The following is a 20,089-nucleotide window of genomic DNA, read 5'->3' as shown; positions in this document are numbered from 1 at the left end:
CAAGCGATAGGACGAATGCGAAGATGATACTCAAAATACTTGCGGGAGCGGCAATGGGACAAAATCGGGCACAGGCGTCCTAACCGCCGCAGAGTTCTCCAAGAGGAAAACACCAGCTGACGCCATATTCCTGCTCAGACTTCATTCCGAGAGATTGAGAATCGAGCAGGAGGACGAGGATGGCAATCGCAACCAATGAAGACAAGAAGGCGAAACCTTTGCCGGCGCCGAACAGCGATTTCTACCAGCTTGTCGACGTCTTGACCCCCGACGAATTGGCTGTGGTCAAGAAGGTGCGAACCTACATGGAGACCAGGGTCCAGCCGATCATCAACAAATACTGGTCCGACGACGCGTTTCCTTTCGAGCTGCTGCCTTCGTTCAAGGAACTGGGGATAGGCGGCCTTGGGTATGAGGGCTACGGCTGCGCCGGCGGCAGCCAGAAGCTGTTCGGCTTCGTCGCAATGGAGCTGGCCCGCGTCGATGCTTCCTTTTGCACCTTCTTCGGTGTGCACAGCGGTCTCGCCATGGGCTCGATCTATCTCGACGGTTCGGAGGAGCAGAAGCAGAAGTGGCTGCCAGCGATGGCGCGATGGGAAAAAATCGGTTGCTTCGGCCTTACCGAGCCACTGGTCGGTTCGGGCACGAGCGGAGGGCTGACCACGACTGCGAAACGCGAGGGCGACACTTGGGTCCTCAATGGGCAGAAGCGCTGGATCGGCAATGCGACGTGGTGCGATGTCTCGATCATCTGGGCGCGCGACCTCGACGACAATCAGGTGAAGGGTTTCATCGTCGAGAACAAGACGACACCGGGATTCAGCGTTGAGAAGATCGAGCATAAGATCGCGCTCAAGGTCGTCCAGAATGGCGTCATAACGCTGAACGACGTCCGCGTACCGGAAGCGAACCGCCTGGAGCAGGGCAACTCGTTCCGCGACACCGCGCGCGTGTTGCGGATGACGCGCTACATGGTCGGCTGGGCCTCGACCGGTGTCCAGATGGGCGCATTCGAGGCAACCCTGAAATATACGCAGGAGCGTCTGCAGTTCGGCAAGCCGATCGCTTCGTTCCAGATGGTCCAGGATCTCCTCGCCAAGATGCTTGCCAACGTGACCGCGTGCCAGTGCCTGATGGTCCGCCTGGCGCAGATGGATGACGAGGGCAAGCTTGCCGACCACCACGCGTCGCTGGCGAAAGCGTTCTGCACGGCAAAGTCCCGCGAGACCGTTTCATGGGGCCGCGAGCTCCTGGGCGGTAACGGCATTGTCGCGGACTACAATCTCGCGCGCTTCTTCGCGGACGCGGAAGCGCTCTACTCATACGAAGGCACCTATCAGATGCAGAATCTGATCGTGGGCAAAGCCATCACCGGGTTTGGTGCATTCGTCTGAGCAACGGCGAGCCGGGATCTCCGCCATCCCGGCTCGCGCCGCTTCCCAATAGGAGATTCATTATCATGGCTTCGGAAAACGCGGGCCTGACGCTCGCAAACGTCCTCTATGAGAAGAAGGGCGGCATCGCCTACGTCACTGTCAATCGCCCAAAGGTCCTCAACGCGCTGAATACGCCAACCTGGTCGGACTTGAGAAAGGCCTTCGAGGATGCCCGGGACGATGCCGCGATACGCGGCGTCATTTTGACGGGTGCCGGCGACAGGGCTTTCATCGCCGGCGCCGACATCAGCGAGCTCGCGCAGGTATCGGCGTTCGACGCTGAACAGTCCAGTCGCTTTGGACAGGAAGTGCTCGATCTCATCGAGAATCTCGGCAAGCCTGTGATTGCAGCGGTGAATGGCTTTGCGCTCGGCGGCGGTTGCGAGACGGCGATGGCCTGCACCATCAGGATCGCGGTGGAAGCGGCGAAATTCGGCCAGCCGGAAGTCGCACTTGGATTGGTGCCCGGTGGCGGCGGAACGCAGCGGCTGCCGCGGCTCGTCGGGAAGGGCCGCGCCCTTCAGCTCATCCTCTCCGGGGAGATGATCACGGCGCAGGAGGCCTATCGGATCGGGCTGGTCAACGAGATCGTTCCGGCGGCCGAGTTGATCCAGCGCGCCGAGGCGATCCTTACGAGAATCGCTGTCAACGCTCCCATTGCCGTCAAGTTCGCGCTCGAGGCGGTAAACAAGGGGATGGAGACGAGCCAGGGTCAAGGCCTGTTGCTCGAAGCCTCCTACTTCGGGCTCTGCGCCGCAACCGAGGACAAGAAGGAGGGCACGACTGCCTTCCTCGAAAAGCGCGCTCCACAATTTCGCGGACGCTGAAGAAAACTCGACCCCGCACGGCAATTCAGAAAGGCCAACCCATGGCAGACGACAATATTTTCTCAGGACTGAAGGTGGTGGACCTGGCGAGCTTCATCGCCGGTCCGGGTGCCGCGGTGATACTGTCCGATTTCGGCGCCGACGTGATCAAGGTCGAGCCGCCAACCGGCGACACCTGGCGGATTGGCTACAAGATCCCGCCGCAGCCTCGCGCAAAGGACAATTATCCCTGGCATCTCAACAATCGCAATAAGCGCGGATTGGCGCTCGATCTGAAATCGCCCGAGGCGAGGGAAGTTCTGCGGCGGCTGGTTGAATGGGCCGACGTTCTGATCGTCAACACACCGCATCCCGCGCGTGAAAAACTGAAGCTCGGCTACGAGGATGTCGCGCCGTGGAACCCGCGCCTGATCTATGCTGATGTGACCGGCTATGGCGATCATGGTCCCGACGCACAGCTTCCGGGATTCGACATTACGGCCTATTGGGCACGAAGCGGCCTGCTGTCTCTGACGCGAGACGCGGGTGCCCCGCCGACGCTCCCGGTCGCGGGCAGCGGCGATCATTCGACGGCTGTCAGCCTCTATTCGGCAATCGTGACCGCGCTCTACCGGCGGGAACGCACGGGAAAGGGTTCGTACGTCACGACCTCGCTGCTCGCGGCCGGCGTCTGGGCCTGTGCAGTCTCAACTCAGGCGGCACTTAGCGATGCCACGTTCTTCCCGCTGCATGATCGCGCGAACCCGCCGAATGCGACCTTCAATGTCTATCGGGCAGCCGATGACACATGGTTCGTGATCGTACTGACGCCCGACAAATGGCCGGCTCTGGTCTATGGAATAGGCCGCCCGGATCTTTTGACGGATGCCCGGTTTGCCGACCCCGCAAAGCAGGGCGCGAATTCGGCGCAGCTCACCGCGATACTGGATGAGACCTTTACCGCGCAGCCCATGGCGCATTGGAGTGAGATCTTCGAGCAGGCTCACCTTACCTTTGGCGTGGTGCATGCACCCAGCGAAGTGATCAAGGACCCGCAGCTCAGAGCGAACGACATCGTCGTTCCACTCTATGGCGCTGGCGGCAACCTCAACTTCACGATCAGCAGCCCTCTCCAGGTGCATGGCATAGCCAAGGTCCCGGCCACCCGGGCTCCGGAACTCGGCGAACACAGCGAGGAGATCCTCAAACAACTCGGCTTCGGCGCCGATGAGATCGACGGCCTGCACGCCAGCGGTGCCGTTCCGAAAGCACAAGGGCACGCCGCATAGAGCGAGGTGGCGCAGCCGCCCCGGTCTTGCCTAGACATTACCAGGCGGACGGAGACATGAAGACGATGGATGAGATAGTTACCGAACGCTTCGAAGGCATACTTCGCGTTGAATTGAATCGTCCGGAAAAGCGGAACGCGATGACGTCGAGCATGTATACCAAGCTCGCGGACATCTTCTCCGACGCGGCCAAGGACGAGAGCATACGTGTCGTGCTTTGGCACGGCGCGGGGAATGCATTCAGCGCCGGCAACGATGTGAAGGACTTTCTGGAGCATCCTCCCGGCCCAGGCGAATCTCCGCAGTATCGGCTCATGAACGCATTGGTCGATTTCGACAAGCCGCTGATTGCGGCCGTGCAGGGTGCCGCGATCGGTGGCGGAACCACTATGCTGTTGCACTGCGACTTCGTCTACGCCGGCGAAAGCACCAAGTTCCAGATGCCTTTCATCAACCTCGCTCTGGTGCCGGAATTCGGCTCGAGCTGTCTGGTTCCACTTACGATCGGGCACATTCGCGCAGCTGAGCTGATTTTGCTCGGATTGCCGTTCGATGCCATGCGGGCTGCAGAGTTAGGATTGGTCACGCGAGTCGTGCCGGATCAGAACCTCCTGCAGGTGGCGACCGAAACGGCACGAAATCTGGCGGCGAAGCCGGCCGGTGCGCTGCAGGCCTCCAAGCGACTTCTGAAGCGTCCTCATCTCGAACAGATCAGGGCGGCGATCAAGGCCGAGAACGAGGCGTTCAGCATACAGGTTCGTTCCGAGGAGGCGAAGGAGGCACTGACCGCTTTCCTGGAGAAGCGCCCACCTGACTTCACCAAGACGGGGAAACCGGCAGCGGCCAGCTAGAGCCATTGCCGACTAACGAGCCTGCAGAGATGCCGCGGGAACATTTCGGCATCCAGGTCTGAGTTGTGAAAGGAAAGAGCTATGACTGAGGTTTTCGCGGCGAAGCCGTCTGGCCGCAAGGTAGCGGTTGGCCGACTGTTCGTTCTCGAACTGAGCGGTGGTCGCATTCATTCGATGAGCCCGGACGGTTCCGACCGGAAGGTCATCGTTGCCGACTGTCATCTTCCCGATGGCATCGCTGTCGATGTCGAGGCCGGCCACATCTACTGGACGAATATGGGGGTGCCCAACCTTAATGACGGTTCCATCGAGTGCGCCGACCTCGATGGAAGCAATCGCAAGGTCATCATTCCCCAAGGCGTCACGTTCACGCCAAAGCAGCTTCACTTCGAGAAGCGAACTGGCAAGCTCTATTGGTGCGACCGCGAGGGCATGCGGGTGATGCGTGCAAATCTCGACGGCACGAACGTCGAGACGCTGGTGAGGACGGGTGAAGGCGAGGACGACCGTCGCGACGCCACGAAGTGGTGCGTCGGAATCACTGTCGATCCCAAGCGCGGACAGATCTATTGGACACAGAAGGGTTCGGATAATTCCGGCCTCGGCCGCATCCTCCGCGCCGGCATAGAGGTGCCCAATGGCGAGGACGCTGTAAGTCGAACCGACATCGAAGTATGGTTCGACAATCTGCCTGAACCGATCGACCTCGAGCTCGATTTGGAAAGCCGGATCCTCTACTGGACGGATCGCGGCAACCCGCCGCTCGGCAATACGGTCAACCGTGCCTCAGTCGATGCGCCGGTCGGAGATGGCCACGCGCCTGAGGTCATCGCCGGCGATCTGATGGAAGGTATCGGCCTCGCGCTCGACGTTTCCGGCGATCGGCTGTTCGTCACCGACTTGGGTGGCTCCGTCTATTCTGCAAGGCTCAATGGCGCCGAGAAGCGTGCATTTCTCTTTGCCCAAGGCAATCTGTCCGGCGTCGCATACGCCGAAATTCCCTCAAAGGAGAATTGATCATGGCTGGCAACAGGCCGATCTCTCAGGTCACAATTATCGGTACGGGTGTCATCGGCGCGAGCTGGGCCGCACTCTTCCTTGCAAAGGGGCTCGATGTCGTGGCGACAGACATAGCTCCTGACGCGGAAGCTTCGTTGAGGCACTTCGTCTACGCGGCCTGGCCCGCGCTCGAAAGACTGGGCATCACTGCCGGCGCCTCGCCACTCCGGCTGGTCTTTACGCCTGACTTGGCAGAGGCCGTGAAGGGCGCCGATCTCGTACAGGAGAACGGGCCCGAGCGGATCGACTTCAAGAAAAAGCTCTACGGTCAACTCGACGAGCTGCTGCCACCCGATGTGATCATCGCGTCGAGCTCTTCCGGCCTGACGATGAGCGAGATCCAGTCCGGCTGCCCGTCTCATCCGGAGCGCTGCGTCATCGCGCATCCGTTCAATCCGCCGCACTTGATCCCGCTGGTCGAGATCGTCGGCGGAGCGAAGACGTCCGAGGAGACAATCCGCCGCGCTTCGGAATTCTATACGGCTCTGGGCAAGCAAACGGTCCGCCTTCACAAGGAGGTGCCGGGACATGTTGCCAACCGGCTGCAAGCTGCCCTTGCCCGGGAGGTGTATCATCTGGTGAACGAGGGCGTTGTCAGCGTCGCTGATGTCGATACCGCGCTCTGCTGGGGGCCGGGGCTCCGCTGGGGAATCATGGGCCAGGTCCTCCTCAACCATCTCGGTGGTGGCCAAGGCGGCATGGAGCATTTTCTCGAACAATTCACCGGCCCCATGACGGCGTGGTGGAAGGTCCTCGGCTCGCCGCAGCTAACCCCGGAACTTCAGGAAAAGCTGATAGCAGGCGTTCATGCCGAAGTAGGCTCGCGCTCGATCGACGACTTGGCGGCAGAACGCGATGAGGTCCTGCTTGGGCTTCTGGAGTTGCGCAACAAGGCGGCTGGACAGGCCAAGTAATCGAAAAGAAGTGGTCGCATCGCCTGGACGCGAGCCGCGCCAGATTGAAGGTCTGAAAAGAAGAGGCTCGCCGTCATCAACGACTCGGCCGGCGGGCCTGCCATCGAGCGTTGAGGCGCGACATATCCTAAGGACGCCGCCATGGCCGGAAAGCCTATACCAGTCACCAAGTCTGCCTATCAGTATCCGCTGCTCATAAAACAGCTGTGGCATACGCCGCTCCAGCAGGCGCCCGATCAGGAGATCGTCTATCGTGACACGAGGCGCCTGACTTACCGGCAGTTGCGCGAGCGCGTTGGACGGCTTGCATCCAGCCTCGCCAGGCTCGGCGTCGTTGCCGGCGATACGGTCGGCGTGCTGGATTGGGACAGCAATCGTTTTCTGGAGGCCTACTTTGCAGTTCCGATGATGGGAGCTGTCTTGCAGACGGTCAATATCCGTATGCCGCCGGAACAGATCGCCTACACGATCGATCACGCGGGCGCGTCAGTCCTTCTTGTCAACGACGATTTCGTCCCGGTTCTGGAAGGTATCAAGCAGCAGCTGCCTAACGTGAAGACGCTGATCCTGATGTCGGATCGGGCGGTACCCCAGGCCGGCGGGCTTACATTCGCCGGCGAATATGAGGACCTCCTCCTCAGCGCATCACCCGACTACAGCTTCCCGGACTTCGATGAGAACACTCTTGCCACGACGTTTTACACGACCGGGACAACGGGTTCGCCGAAGGGCGTCTACTTCAGCCATCGACAACTCGTGCTCCATTCGCTCGCCGAAATGGCTTTCCTCGGCACCGCTGCGAAACAGGGCCGGTTTTGCCGCGACGACGTCTATATGCCGATCACCCCGATGTTTCACTCGCATGCCTGGGGGCTTCCGTGGACGGCGACACTTGCTGGCGTCAAGCAAGTGTATCCGGGTCGCTACGACCCTGCCTTCCTCGTCAAGCTGATCAAGACCGAAGGCGTAACCTTCACGCACGGCGTGCCGACGATCCTGCAAATGCTGCTTGGCGCTGCCACGGCGGCGAATACCGATCTCGCCGGCTTGAAGATGATAGTCGGAGGATCGGAACTGCCGAGGGCGCTCGCCAGGCAGGCGCTCGCGCTGGGCGTTGATGTCTATGCCGGCTACGGAATGTCGGAGAGTGCTCCGCTGCTTTGCCTGGCGCAGGTGAAATCGGCCGATCTCAGCGGTGACCTCGAGAAGGAGCTGGATATCCGAACCAAAGCCGGCATGTCAGCCCCACTGGTCGATATCCGTCTGGTCGACGCAAGACTGAACGACGTGCCTCATGACGGAAAAACTCGTGGAGAAGTCGTCGTGCGTGCGCCGTGGCTCACCCAAGGATACATCGATAATGCCGAGGCGTCCGAGCAGCTGTGGGCTGGCGGCTACTTGCACACCGATGACATCGGCATCATCGAGCCGAGCGGCTATCTTCGTATCGTCGACCGGATCAAGGATGTCATCAAGACCGGCGGCGAGTGGGTGTCATCGCTCCAGATCGAAGATCTCGTTTCGCAGTGCAAGGGCGTGTCGGAGGCCGCCGTCATCGGCGTCAAGGACGACAAATGGGGCGAACGGCCGCTGGCGCTCGTCGTCAGGGATGCCCAGACGGGCGCCGATCTCAGCGACACGCAGATAAAGGCGCATCTGAAGTCTTTCGCCGATGCGGGGGTGATTTCAAAGTACGGAATCCCCGACGTTGTTCTGTTCGTCGACGCCCTCCCCAAGACAAGCGTCGGGAAGTTCAACAAGAACGCACTCCGAGAGAAATACGGCTCTCGCTGACTCCGCACCTGCCGACCGGCGTTCTCGAACCGAAGTTGATGACGCCATCGGAATTCAGAGAAATGCAAGATTGTCGCATACCCATACAAGCAGCAGGACTCCGGCCCGCATAGCCTTTTCACGCTGACACCGGCAGCGGATGGATCGTCTGTTCTTGAGGGACCAGGAAATGTTGAAGGGTTTTGCAATTCCGCGGTCGCCTCTGGGGATTGCCGCTCTGATACCGCCGCCGCCTTGGCACTTTGCGGGCGAGGTTCTGGCCGTGGAGTATTGGAGTGACCCGGAGCTGTCGGCATATACTCTGCCCAGAGGGGTCGAGCCTGACGCGAAGAGCAAGGGCCACGCCGTCGCGCTCTTCACCGAGTATCAGTTTACAGCTCGGAATGAGGAACACCTCGATCCGGCGCGCTACCAGTGCCACGGATTTCTCGTTCTCCTGGACGCCATGTGGCAAGGCTCACCGATTGCCTGGTGCCCTTACGCCTTTGTCGACAATGATGCCGCGTTGTTGAGAGGCTGGATCTGCGGCTATCCGGAGAAACTTGGTTCTGTTCACCAGACCCGCACATTCGCTGCCGGCAGCCCGGCCTCGGCGCCCCTCGCCAGGAACAGCAGGTTTGCCGCCTGCATTTCCTCCCATGGACAGCTTCTGGCACAGGCGCGCGTCACGCTGCGGGAAAGGCTCAGTCATCTTGTCGGCCTTCTTGATCGCCCGATTGTGACGCGACGGTATTTTCCAAGTCTCTCGGCCGGCAGGCTCGAAACGCCAGCCGTTGATGAGCTTGTTCGCTGCATCCTGGAAAATGTGGTGATCACGAACATATGGGTGGGCGAAGGTGCGCTCGCTTTTCCTGAGACCTTCGGTGAAGAACTGGACATTTTGGCACCGATCAAGGTCGGGCGCGGGCTCCGATTCTCATTTTCGTATTCAGTCAGCGGCTGCAAGATTCTGGCAGACTTGACCGCCTAGCGGCCACCGCCTGCCTTGAGGGGCGGCGGTGCCATCCAGTCTGTTGGTCAATTTCCTGACTTAGCAGCAGAAACCGACAAGCCGACGCATGCCAATCCAATCTAGTTGCGGTCGATGCCGATAATATCATCGCCAACTTGAAGCACACGGGGGATGGAAATGCTGAAGGGCTTTACCCTTCCTAAATCGCCATTCGGCCAGGCTGCTTTAACGCCGCCGCCGCCCTGGCACTATTCAGGTGATGTCATAGGGGTCGAATTCCGGACCGATCCGAGCGCGACAGCTGCGACTTTGCCGAACGGCCTTTCTCCCGATCCGAAATCGAACGGCCATGCTGTCATGATGTTCGTGGACTGGCAGTTCACCGCCCAAGACGACGAATACCTTGACCCCGCGCGCTATCGGTATCGGGAGGCGTTCGTGCTGCTCGACGCCGTGTATCGGAACACCCCGGTAATGTGGTGTCCTTACGTTTTTGTCGACAATGATGCAGCGCTGGCGCGCGGTTGGACACAAGGTTTTCCGAAGAAAATCGGCAGCATTTTCCAAACGCGTAGCTACGCAGCCGCAAGCCCCGCGGCCGCGCCGATTGCTCCCGGTGGACGATTTGGAGCGAGTCTCTCCGCGCACGGGCAGCGCTTGGCAGAGGCTCGCATCACATTGCAGAAGCCCGTCGAAGACGGATTGTCCCTTCTCAGCCGCCCGACCGTCTTGCTGCGCTACTTTCCGCGCTTGGCAGCCGGATATCAGGACAAGCCAGCCGTCAATGAGCTAACGATGGCGATCACCGACAATCTGACTGTTGCTGATGCATGGATCGGAGATGGCGAACTGAATCTCCCGGAGGTACACGGTGAAGAGCTGCATGGTCTTGCGCCGATCGCCATCGAGTCAGGATTTCGCTACTCCCTGTCTTACTCCGTCACCGATCTCAAAATCCTTGAGGATCATACATCTTGACGCTCGGCAAAACTGATGCCCCGGACGGTGCTTTTCGTGCCTGCAGATCGGGAGCGCGCATCATTGTCATCAAATCTCAGCCATCTGACAGGCATCGTGGGAACGGTGATCTGGGGCTACGGAGACTTGCTGCATTGACGGCCGCGAGAATAGGGGAAAAAGATGCGATCGACAGGACGCGTTGCGCGTCGCGGAGGGCGTTGCGATGAGTGAGCAGTTGCAGTCACCCGAGGGTGGATCCGATATCCCCAAGGAAGCATCGGGAGGCTCCAGGCCTGTCACAGGCGGCAGTCCACCCGGCCATCGTCCCTCTCGGGCCGCTGCCTTCATCGTCATCGTGACAGTGGCGGTCATTGTCGGGCTGTCCCTATGGTATCTGGTGCAGCCGCAGCCTTTGCTGGTGCAGGGCGAAGCGGATGCCACCCGTATCGACATCGCCGCCCGCGTCGACGGCCGTGTCGGTGAGCGACCCGTGGAGCGCGGCCAGAACGTGGCTGCGGGGCAGGTTCTGGTCGAGATCGACAATCCGGAGATCCTGAGCAAGCTCAAGGACGCGGAAGCACAGAAGGCGATCGCCGTCGCCGATCTTGCCCGCATCGATGTCGGCATCAGGCAGGAGATCGTCGCGCAGCGCAAGGCGGAGATCGCCTCGGCCGATGCCAATCTGACGCTCGCCCAGCAGACCTACGACCGCACCAACGAATTGGCAGGCAAGGGTGTCGCCTCCACGCAGACGCTCAACGAAGCGACCGCATCCCTCGACGTCGCCAGGCGCAGCCTCGAGCAGGCAAAGCTCGCCTATGACGAAGCGGTCGCCGGCTATACGAAGGAGGAGCGCGGCGTCGCCCAGGCCAGCGTCGACAAGGCGGCGGCGGCGATCGCCACGCTGAACACGCAGGTCAACGAAATGACCGTGAAGGCGCCGGTCGGTGCCCAGGTCTACCAGATCGGCGCGGAGCTCGGCGAATACGTCTCGCCCGGCGTGCCGCTCCTCTCTCTGGTCGACCTCAACGATGTCTGGCTGAGCTTCGACCTTCGGGAAGACCTCGTGAAGGGCCTGAAGGTCGGCGACAAGCTCGAGGTTCGCATTCCGGCCCTCGGCGACCGGTTGGTTCCGATCGCAGTCAAGACGATTGCGACGCGCGGCGAATATTCCGGCTGGCGCGCGACCCGCGCCACCGGCGACTTCGATCTGCGCACCTTCGAGGTACGGGCCTACCCGATCGAGACGATCCCCGAGCTTCGCCCCGGCATGAGCGCCTATCTTCAATGGAGTGGGGGACGCTGATGCCGGGACGCGGTTCACCCGGTCTGCTCAGCGTCGCCACGCGAGAAGTGGCCTGGATCCGGCGCGACCGGGTGGCGCTTTTGCTCGTGGCGGTGATCCCACTTTTGGCCGTTTTCATCCTGACGGCGACCTTCAGCAATGCGGTGGTCCGCAATCTGCATGTTGATGTGGTCGACATGGACCATTCCGGCACGTCGCTTCGCTTCATTCAGACCATCGACTCGGCTCCCTCGGTCGCCGTGGCACGCCGTTCGTCCGATCTCGATGGCGCAATGCATTCGATCCGCTCGGGTGCCGCGATCGCTGCCGTCTATATCCCGCCGGACTTCGAGCGCGACATCTTTGCCGCCAAGCGCCCACAGATCGTGATCTTCTACAACAAGCAGTATTTCTCGCCCGGCAATATCGCGTCCGGCGGGCTGCAGTCGGCGATCACCGCTGCGGCCGCGACCTTGCCCAAACCGCCCGGCGGGAGCGCAGGCTTCACGCCGGGTCCACTGGTGACCGAACAATATGTGCTGACCAATCCCGCCCTCAATTACGTCCAGTTCCTGCTCAGAGCCATATTGCCGACGGTGCTCCATGTTCTGACCGCGGTTGCCGGAGGTTACGCTGTCGGCTCCGAATTCGGTTCGCGCAATGTTCGGGAATGGCTTGCTGCGGCCGGCGGCAGCCCGCTCACGGCGCTGATCGGCAAGCTTGCTCCCTACTTTGCGATTTTCATTCTGTTGATGGCCGTCGGCCTCGGCGTCATCCACGGCCTAAATCAGATTTCGTTCCGGGGCGATGCCATTCTGATGGGAGCCTCCGCCATCCTGTTCGTCTTCGCCTATCTGTCGCTCGGAGCGCTGCTGCAGCTGCTGGTGAGGAACCTGCCGCTCGGGCTGTCGCTGACAGGCTTGATCTGCTCGCCGTCCTTCGGTTTTGCCGGTGTCGGCTTTCCGGTTCTGGCCATGGGCGGCTTCGCGCGCGTTTGGGGCGATGCGCTGCCGCTGCGCTGGTACATCCAGATCCTGTTCGACCAGGCCGCCCGCGGCGTTCCGACCTATGAATCGGTGAGACCCTTCATGGCGCTGGCAGCGCTTATGGTCGCGTATTTCGGCCTTGCCTGGCTGAGATTAACCGTCATCGCCCGCAGCCCGGACAAAGTACCGAGAATGGAGGCTCCGCCGGAGGCCGCACCTTCCGGAATCGTCGGGGCATTCGCCACGGAGTACAAACGCGTGCTCCGCGACAGCGCCGTCTTCGGCCTCATCGTGCTCGCCCCGATCATCTACGGCGTGTTCTATCCGCAACCCTATCTGGGACAGCTTGTCCGCAAGATACCCGTCGCGGTGGTCGATGACGATTCCACCAATATCAGCCGGACCTTGATACAAATGCTCAATGCCGACGAGGCGACGCAGGTGGCGGCCCGGCCCGTAACGCTTGAAGCGGCGCAGGCAGCACTCGCCCGGCGGGAGGTGTTCGGCATTGTCGGCATTCCGGCGGGGACAGAACGGGATGTGCTGAAGGGGGAAAGCGCCCGACTGCCGATCTATGTCGATTCCACCTATTTCCTGCTTTATAATCGGACCCTTCAGGGCATAACGGAGGCGGCGGCAACCGTTTCGGCCGATCTTGCGGCCGGCAGTGCGCGAACCGACGGGAGCCTGTACCGGGCGGCGCTCGTCAGAAATTCGCCGGTCGAGCTTCTCAATCAGCCGCTCTTCAATCCGACCGGCGGCTATGCGAGCTATGTCGTGCCGGCGGCCTTCATTCTCATCCTGCAGCAGACGCTGCTGATGGGCTCGGCCATGCTCGGCGGCGTCGCCTTCGAGAGAGGCGGACATCAGGCGCGCGGCGGCCGCGGCCGGCCCACGGCGGTGCTCGGCCAGGCGCTCGCGCATCTGCTCCTCGCGCTGCCCGGCTTTGGGCTCTACCTGATCATCCTGCCGCACATCTACGGGTTCTCGACCAACGGACGCTTCCTGGACATGCTGGCGCTTTCCATCCCTTTCATTCTGTCGGTGAGCTTTCTTGGACAGTTCGTCGGCTCGTGGTTCACTCATCGTGAGAGCGCGGTTCTGTTGTTCATCGCCATCAGCCTGCCGCTCTTTTTCCAGGTCGGCGTCGCCTGGCCGCTTGAGGCAATTCCCAACGCGGTCCGCATCGCAAGTCAGGTGCTGCCGAGCACGTCTGCCATCGATGGCCTGGTGCGCGTCAACCAGATGGGAGCGTCGCTGACAGATGTGTGGAGTAATTGGCAGAGGCTGTGGACGCTGGCCATCGTATATGCGGCGCTCGCCATGGCGTCCGGTGCGGTGGCCAAGCTTGCGGGGAGGCAACAATGAAGGCTAGAGCGGTTCACCTGTTCGCGTCCCGCACCCGGACAATCTTCCTGACGGCGTCCATCGTCGTGGCAGCGATCGGCGGTGGCGGCGCGACCTTCTCCGGCGACAATGGCGAGACGAATGACGCTGTCCCCGGCATGGTCCAGCGCACCGAAATCCGCATCGCGCCGGAGGTCGGCGGGCGGCTCCTCAACGTTGCCGTTCAACCGGGCCAGCATGTCAAGAAGGGCGACGTGCTTGCGACCCTGGACAGCCCGGAACTGGCGGCAGCCCTCGGCGAGGCGAAGGCAGCGGCCGCCAGCGCAAAAGCGGACCGGGATCACGTCTATGCCGGCGTGCGGTCTGAAGAAGTCGCCATGGCGGAGCAATCCGTGCAGACCGCCGAGGCGAACCTGCTCCTCGCTCAGCAGCAGAACACACGGGCCACCTCGCTTTTGGCGAAGGGCTCCGGAAGCCGGCAATTGCTCGACGAGACGACCGCACAACTCGGCAAGACGCAAGCCGACCTCGACCTGAAGCGCGCGGAGCTGAAGGCGGCAAGCGCCGGACCGACGAAGGAGGAGCTTGCGCTCGCCGACGCCAAGGTGGCGGCCGCACGGGCGGCAGTGGACGAGGCGCAGATCGCGTTCGACAAGACGACGCTGAAGGCTCCCATCGATGCCATCATCCTCATTCAGGTGGCCGAGCTAGGCGAGGCCCTTACACCCGGCAAGCCGGTGCTCACGATCGAGCCCGTTGGACAGCGATGGTTCGCCTTCACGCTCCGCGAGGATAAGCTCAGAGGCCTGGTGATTGGCAAGACCGTCGCCCTCAAGACCAGCGACGGGCACAGCATCGACGCCCGCGTCAGCGAACTGAGGCCGCTCGGCGAATTTGCCACGTGGCGGGCCGCGCGCGCGGTCGGCGACCACGATCTCAACAGCTTCTGGCTGCGCCTCGATCCGATGGCCGGAGATCAGGGCCTGGAACCCGGAATGACCGTCTGGCTGCCTTGACAAGTGCGGTTTCATACCTTGCGCATTGAGGTTTGACTCTTCTGGCATCCCAGGAAGCACCGGTTCTCACTCAAGATTGCATAGTGGGCGTACAACTGGCCGAGCTCGGGCTTGTGCGCCTGTTGGCATGCCTACACGGTCCGAAGGCTGACGACGTGGCCAGCCGCGCGCGGCAGAGAGCCAGGCGCGCGAGGCGGCCATACGACCCGCTGCGCGACCTGCTCAAAAACCAGCCGCCATCAGCGCCTTCCACGACTGCGTCGAGAGTGACGACAGGTGATGCCAAGCCTGCAACTTCCCTGCAAACGACGGGGAGGCCACCGCTTCCATGACTTCACGCCATTGGGCACAGGTCGATCTTTGATGCCGTCGACGTTAACGCATTTAACAATTCAGAACACCTCTTAACAAGCCAATCAGGGCCTTTTGGACCATGGTCTCCCGCGTCCGACTTCGGGCACGGGATATTTGGCGAGGTTTCGATATGCAAAGGCTACGCGCTGAGGATGTCCATGTTTCGTCTCCAACCGATCTCGAATTTGGTTCCCTGGCAAATAGCCTCGCGCTGCTCCTTGAAGCAGCCAAAACCGAGCTCGAGCATGATCATGAGGCGGCAAGGACATCGCTGGCCACCGCATCGTCCATCCTCCAGTCGGAAGTCGAGCGCCGTTCGCACGCTAAGGGCGGCAGAACAGGTGGATTGGCGGGCTGGCAGATAGCGCGTGTCCGATCCTTCATCGACAAGAACCTGCATCGGGCCATTCACGCAAGTGATCTGAGTGCCGTCGCGCGGCGAAGCACGGCACACTTCTCGCGCTCGTTCAAACAAGCGTTCGGAGAGCCGCCGCATGCCTACGTCGTGAGGCGGCGGCTCGAGGAGGCCTGTCATCTGATGTTGACCAGCTCGGCGTCGCTGAGCGAAATCGCTCTTAGCGTCGGATTTTCCGACCAGTCACATTTGTGCAAGCACTTCAGGCAGGCCCTTGGTCAAAGCCCGTCCAACTGGAGGCGCGAACGCGAGACCCTGGGGACGCCGCTGGCTCCCGTGCGCGCGGCGCCGATAGCGCGGCCTAGATCGGAATGCATAAGGTTTTGATTGACAGTCAATTTTGCCAGATGCTTATTGCGCCAAGCGGACGACGAGCCCGTCGCCCAGGTTTTGGCGGAGCCTGTCATGGCGGTTGAACAGCCGGGCACACAGAGTGAAGCCAGGGTTCTGTTCGGTCCATTCGAGCTGAATCTAAGCGAGCGCTCCCTCACCAAGGCGGACGAAGTGATTCCGCTCGGGGCGAGGGCGTTTGACATTCTTGTAACCCTCATCGACCGAGCCGGCGAGATCGTCAGCAAGAACGAGTTGATTGCCAAGGTGTGGCCCGAGGTGGTTGTCGAGGAAGGCAGTCTGCGTGTTCACTTGTCGGCCTTGCGCAAAGCGTTGGGCGATGGACAGTTCGGTCGCAAATATATCACGAACGTGCAGGGACGCGGCTATTCTTTTGTCGCGCCTGTCGCGCGTCAGGGAACCGAAGACCATAAAACGAACCTCTTTACCCGAGGTTCGAACCTGCCTGTTGCGCTTGGCGGGATGATCGGTCGTGATGACGTCGTTCTCCAGATCAGCAGCCGCCTTGGGGCGGAGCGGTTGATCACAATCCTAGGCGCAGGCGGCATCGGCAAGACCACTGTCGCCTTGGCCGTCGGACATGCAGCGTTGACCGACTTCTCTGGCGCGGTCTTTTTCCTTGATCTTTCAGTGTTGAGGAGCAAGGAGCAGGTCGTCGCTGCCATATCTTCCGCCGTGGGGGTTGCTGCGCAGCCCGGCGATCCCGAAGAGGTATTGTTGGAATTCCTGCGCTCCCGAAGGGCTCTCCTTATCCTCGACAGCTGCGAGCATCTCATCGAACAAACCGCAGAGATCGTCGATCGCATATGTCAATGTGCGCCGGGCATCTACCTGCTGGCCACCAGCAGGGAGGCACTGCAGACCCCCGGCGAGCGCGTGTTCCGACTTCAGCCCCTGGATTGCCCGCCCCAGCAACCTGGACAGACTGCGGATGAGGTTCTCTCCTATTCAGCTGCACGGCTGTTCATGGAGCGGGTCAGCGCGCGGGGTGTTGATCTGGCCCTCGGTGCCGAAGATCCCGCCTTTGTGGCCGAGGTGTGCCGCAGGCTCGACGGCATCCCGCTGGCGATCGAGCTTGCCGCCAGAAGGGCAGCGGTTTTCGGCGTCCGGGACACTGCGGTAAGACTGGCCTCACATCTCGACCTGCAGAAGCTCGGTCGACGAACGGCAAATCGACGGCATCAGACGCTAAGGGCGGCGCTGGACTGGAGCCACGATCTCCTTTCCGAGATCGAGCGCGCTGTTTTGCGGAGCGTGGCGATCTTCGTGGGACGCTTCACGCTGGAAGCGGCGCTGGCAGTGGCGGGCCAGGAAGGCACCAGCCGGCCAGGCATCGCTGACGCGGTGGGTAGTCTCGTCGAGAAATCGCTGATCGAGGCCCGCATCGACGCACAGGGAGCATCTTATCGGCTACTCGATATGACGCGCTCCTATGCCTTGGAGAAGCTGGTCGCGAGCGGTGAGCATGACGCGATTGCGACCCGGCATGCGAACTACTCGATCGAGCTGCTGGAGGCCAACAGCCCAGCCCCGAACAGCGCGCAGCTGGTGAAAGACTATCTCGGAAGTGTCCGCGCCGCCCTCGAGTGGAGCTTCGGTGCGGGCGGCAGCGACGCGTTGGCCATCAGGCTGGCAGCGGCTGCCGGGTCGTTGTTTCTGTCCATGCCGCTTCTCGCTGAGTGCCGAAGCTGGATGGAAAGGGCGATCGATCGAATATCCCCGGAGTGCGATCTGAACCAGCAGATGGAGGTTCATGCGTCGTTTGCCTTGGCGCTGATGTTAATCGAAGGAAACAGCGAGAAGGTCCGTGGTGCCTTCTATACTGCGCTTGGTTTTGCCGAGCAGTGCAACAATCCTTGTCAGCAATTGCGTCTGCTCAGCGGTCTCTCGATGTATTTTCTGCATCTCGCCGACGCAGCCGGCGCTCACGATGTCGCTTCTCGAGGCGAAGCCATCGCTAAAAAGACCGGAGATTGGGACGCCGCGGCCATGGCCAACTGCATGCTCGGAACGGCTTACTATCTTTCCGGTGACCAGCCGCTGGCACAGAAACATCTCGAACGAGCGTTGCGCGACCTGCCCGACGAGGCACCGTCAATAGCCAGTCAGTATATGTTCGATCCGCGAGCCCAATCGCTTATGTGCCTTACTCGCTCACACTGGTTGAACGGCAACGTCGATCAAGCCGTGCGCTATGCAGAAACGACCATCGAGGAGGCCGGCAAATCAGAGCATCCGATCACGCTGATCAGCGCTCTCGGGATGATGATGTCGTTGTATTTCTGGATCGACGATTTGCTGCAGGTCGAGCGCAACCTCATAAAGTTCGAGCACATCTCGGAGCAGACATTGTTCGGCCCGTATCGGGCGGTCGCACATGGGCTAAAGGGCCTCTACCTGATACGCACTGACCACACATTGGAGGGAATGCGGTATCTGCGCGACACCCTGAAGAGGCTTGCGGTTAGACGGTACAAGATGCTGGTATCGGATTTCGCCGCGGAGCTGGCCGTCTGCCTGGCAAAGCAGAACGACCGCGAGCAAGCATTGGCTCTCCTCGACGGGGTGATCGCCAGCTATACCGAAGTTAACATGGTCATCCACCTGCCGGCGCTTTTGCTGACGAAAGCCCTGGTGTTTGTCCAAGGTAAAACGCCTGATCTCAAATCGGCTGAGGAATATTTTGAGAGATCGATGGCCTTGGCGCGGAAGCAATCGGCACTTTCATACGAACTGAGAGCAGCATTGCAACTCGCTCAGATCTGGATCGCGAACGGCGAAGTCCAAAGAGCCCGTGATCTCATCGGCCCCATCTACGGCCGGTTCTCCGAAGGTTTTGAAACCCCCGATCTCATTCGCGCGCGAGAGTTGCTCAATCCTTCTTGAGACGTGCGCCGACTGCACCGCATCGTTGCTTGTCAGCTTCGATGGGTGGAAGCTTCCATCCTATAACAGAGGTGGCAAATGCCCGGAGGCGGCTGGCCTTTCACTTGAGATCATATGGATGTCAGCAAAATGCAAAGGCGAGCATCTCGGCTCGCCTTGCTTCCCATCATCCAAATTGCATCATGGTCGATCAGATTAGGCGACCGGCTTTTCGCCCTTCAGATGGCGCTCCAGGAATGGCAGGCTATCCTGCCCCCAATAGAGCTCGCCATCATATCGAAATGTAGGAAACCCAAAGACGCCGGCAGCCTTGGCGACATCATAGTTCGATCTCCAGATGCTTTGTATGTCGTTCCGCTGCGCCCTCTCTTCTAGGGCAGCCCCGTCAAAGCCGGCGGCATCTGCGATCGTCTTGCGGACTTCAGCATTGCCGATATCCTCTGCCCCAACCCAGAAGGCTTCCTGCAAGGTCCTCGTCAATGCGAACCAATCTTGGCCCTCATGCTGTGCGGCAAGGACGAGAAAGGAGGCAGGCGTCGGGTCGGATAGCCGAGCTCTGTCGTTAAGATTCAGGGTCTTCCCCCGTAGTGCGGCCCAGCGCTTCAGATCGGTGTACCAATAGGCGCGCCGCGCTTCGGGCCGGTTGCGCGAAGAGATGGCACCGTTCTCCTCGACCAGCGGAATGATGCAGGGCCGGATTTCGGCTGAAAAGCGTGCAGCCAGCGCGCCGAAAGGTTCAAGTCCGATGAACGCCCAGGGGGAGCCGATGCCGAAGAAGTAGTCGATGGTCTTTGTCATTTTCCGTTTCCATTCTGAATTTCCTGGAGCATCACGGTCCCGTCGAAGACTGTCAGCGCGCAATCCCTGGCGATCAGAACCGCATTGGGATCACGCCCGACGGCAACTGTCGCGAGCGCACCTTCGTAGAGAAGAGCCAGATGCAGGGCCGGCCGATCCGATCCCGCACCCGCCTGGGCCATGATCGCGCCGAAGATCGTGCGAACCGCATGCTTGTGCCGGCGCGCAACCGCCACCACTCGCTCGGAGTCGCCGTGTTCGGCGACGGCCAGCGCGAAGGCGCAACCCCTGAACTCTTGACTGTCGGCCTTCTCGAACAACCTTTCGAATATCAATGCCAGCCGTTGTCGCGGCTTTTCGACAGTCGTCATCACGTCGTCGAGCGAGGCCATGACCCGCTCATGCCGCTCACTGAGATAGGCTGCCACCAGATGATCCTTCGACGGGAAATGGCGATAGAGCGTTGCCTTGGCAACACTCGCTTCCTCTATGATCCTGTCTATGCCGACCGCGCGGATTCCTTCGCGGTAGAAGAGCGCGCCTGCAACGGCCAGGATCTGTTCGGGTATGGATGTTCTCATCATGCTTGC

At 61.0% G+C, this 20,089-nt stretch carries 16 protein-coding genes; 14 read left to right on the top strand and 2 right to left on the bottom strand.

All coding sequences use genetic code 11. From position 1 onward, the window contains the following. Positions 1–179 precede the first annotated feature (179 nt). From JTP94_RS02285 to JTP94_RS02220, 14 genes are all read left to right on the top strand, one after another. Positions 180–1,394 carry an acyl-CoA dehydrogenase family protein gene (locus JTP94_RS02285; RefSeq protein WP_204848933.1) on the top strand — a complete coding sequence of 405 codons (1,215 nt, stop codon included), beginning with the start codon at positions 180–182 and terminating at the stop codon, positions 1,392–1,394. A gap of 65 nt (positions 1,395–1,459) precedes the next feature. Beyond that, a complete protein-coding gene (locus tag JTP94_RS02280; RefSeq protein WP_204848932.1) occupies positions 1,460–2,263 on the top strand; it encodes an enoyl-CoA hydratase-related protein in 804 nt (267 codons plus the stop codon). Positions 2,264–2,304: 41 nt separating this feature from the next. After that, on the top strand, positions 2,305–3,531 hold the full coding sequence (locus JTP94_RS02275) for a CaiB/BaiF CoA-transferase family protein (protein ID WP_204848931.1): 1,227 nt from the start codon (positions 2,305–2,307) through the stop codon (positions 3,529–3,531). A 56-nt stretch (positions 3,532–3,587) separates the two neighbouring features. Further along, entirely contained in the window at positions 3,588–4,382 is a 795-nt protein-coding gene (locus JTP94_RS02270; protein ID WP_246754619.1) for an enoyl-CoA hydratase, read from the top strand. Between the two features lie 81 nt (positions 4,383–4,463). Continuing rightward, on the top strand, positions 4,464–5,399 hold the full coding sequence (locus JTP94_RS02265) for a 3-hydroxyacyl-CoA dehydrogenase (RefSeq protein ID WP_204848930.1): 936 nt from the start codon (positions 4,464–4,466) through the stop codon (positions 5,397–5,399). Between the two features lie 2 nt (positions 5,400–5,401). After that, on the top strand, positions 5,402–6,355 hold the full coding sequence (locus JTP94_RS02260) for a 3-hydroxyacyl-CoA dehydrogenase NAD-binding domain-containing protein (protein ID WP_204848929.1): 954 nt from the start codon (positions 5,402–5,404) through the stop codon (positions 6,353–6,355). Positions 6,356–6,496: 141 nt separating this feature from the next. After that, a complete protein-coding gene (locus tag JTP94_RS02255; RefSeq protein ID WP_204848928.1) occupies positions 6,497–8,149 on the top strand; it encodes a fatty acid--CoA ligase in 1,653 nt (550 codons plus the stop codon). Positions 8,150–8,318: 169 nt separating this feature from the next. Continuing rightward, entirely contained in the window at positions 8,319–9,119 is an 801-nt protein-coding gene (locus JTP94_RS02250; protein WP_204848927.1) for an acetoacetate decarboxylase family protein, read from the top strand. A 153-nt stretch (positions 9,120–9,272) separates the two neighbouring features. Next, on the top strand, positions 9,273–10,079 hold the full coding sequence (locus tag JTP94_RS02245) for an acetoacetate decarboxylase family protein (RefSeq protein ID WP_246754618.1): 807 nt from the start codon (positions 9,273–9,275) through the stop codon (positions 10,077–10,079). A 205-nt stretch (positions 10,080–10,284) separates the two neighbouring features. After that, on the top strand, positions 10,285–11,367 hold the full coding sequence (locus JTP94_RS02240; protein ID WP_204848926.1) for an HlyD family secretion protein: 1,083 nt from the start codon (positions 10,285–10,287) through the stop codon (positions 11,365–11,367). After that, positions 11,367–13,700: an ABC transporter permease gene (locus JTP94_RS02235; RefSeq protein ID WP_204848925.1), complete on the top strand. Its 2,334-nt coding sequence runs from the start codon at positions 11,367–11,369 to the stop codon at positions 13,698–13,700. Before JTP94_RS02240 ends, JTP94_RS02235 begins: the two co-directional genes overlap by 1 nt. Continuing rightward, on the top strand, positions 13,697–14,695 hold the full coding sequence (locus JTP94_RS02230) for an HlyD family secretion protein (protein WP_204848924.1): 999 nt from the start codon (positions 13,697–13,699) through the stop codon (positions 14,693–14,695). Before JTP94_RS02235 ends, JTP94_RS02230 begins: the two co-directional genes overlap by 4 nt. Positions 14,696–15,128: 433 nt before the next feature. Next, positions 15,129–15,791 (top strand): helix-turn-helix domain-containing protein, encoded by a 663-nt coding sequence (locus JTP94_RS35985; RefSeq protein ID WP_271023765.1) that lies wholly within the window; start codon positions 15,129–15,131, stop codon positions 15,789–15,791. Between the two features lie 78 nt (positions 15,792–15,869). Further along, positions 15,870–18,701 carry a winged helix-turn-helix domain-containing protein gene (locus tag JTP94_RS02220; protein WP_204848922.1) on the top strand — a complete coding sequence of 944 codons (2,832 nt, stop codon included), beginning with the start codon at positions 15,870–15,872 and terminating at the stop codon, positions 18,699–18,701. Between the two features lie 195 nt (positions 18,702–18,896). Here JTP94_RS02220 and JTP94_RS02215 read toward each other — a convergent pair whose 3' ends face one another. Together JTP94_RS02215 and JTP94_RS02210 are read right to left on the bottom strand one after the other, a co-directional pair. Next, complete coding sequence (locus tag JTP94_RS02215; protein WP_204848921.1) at positions 18,897–19,499, bottom strand: 2-hydroxychromene-2-carboxylate isomerase; 603 nt, start codon at positions 19,497–19,499, stop codon at positions 18,897–18,899. Then, complete coding sequence (locus tag JTP94_RS02210; protein ID WP_204848920.1) at positions 19,496–20,080, bottom strand: TetR/AcrR family transcriptional regulator; 585 nt, start codon at positions 20,078–20,080, stop codon at positions 19,496–19,498. The genes JTP94_RS02215 and JTP94_RS02210 overlap by 4 nt, the downstream gene beginning before the upstream one ends. Between the last annotated feature and the right edge of the window lie 9 nt (positions 20,081–20,089).

This window comes from Martinezella lusitana, assembly GCF_016901135.1.
In the GTDB taxonomy this organism is placed as follows: domain Bacteria; phylum Pseudomonadota; class Alphaproteobacteria; order Rhizobiales; family Rhizobiaceae; genus Rhizobium; species Rhizobium lusitanum_D.
This window is presented reverse-complemented; position numbering and strand designations above follow the sequence as displayed.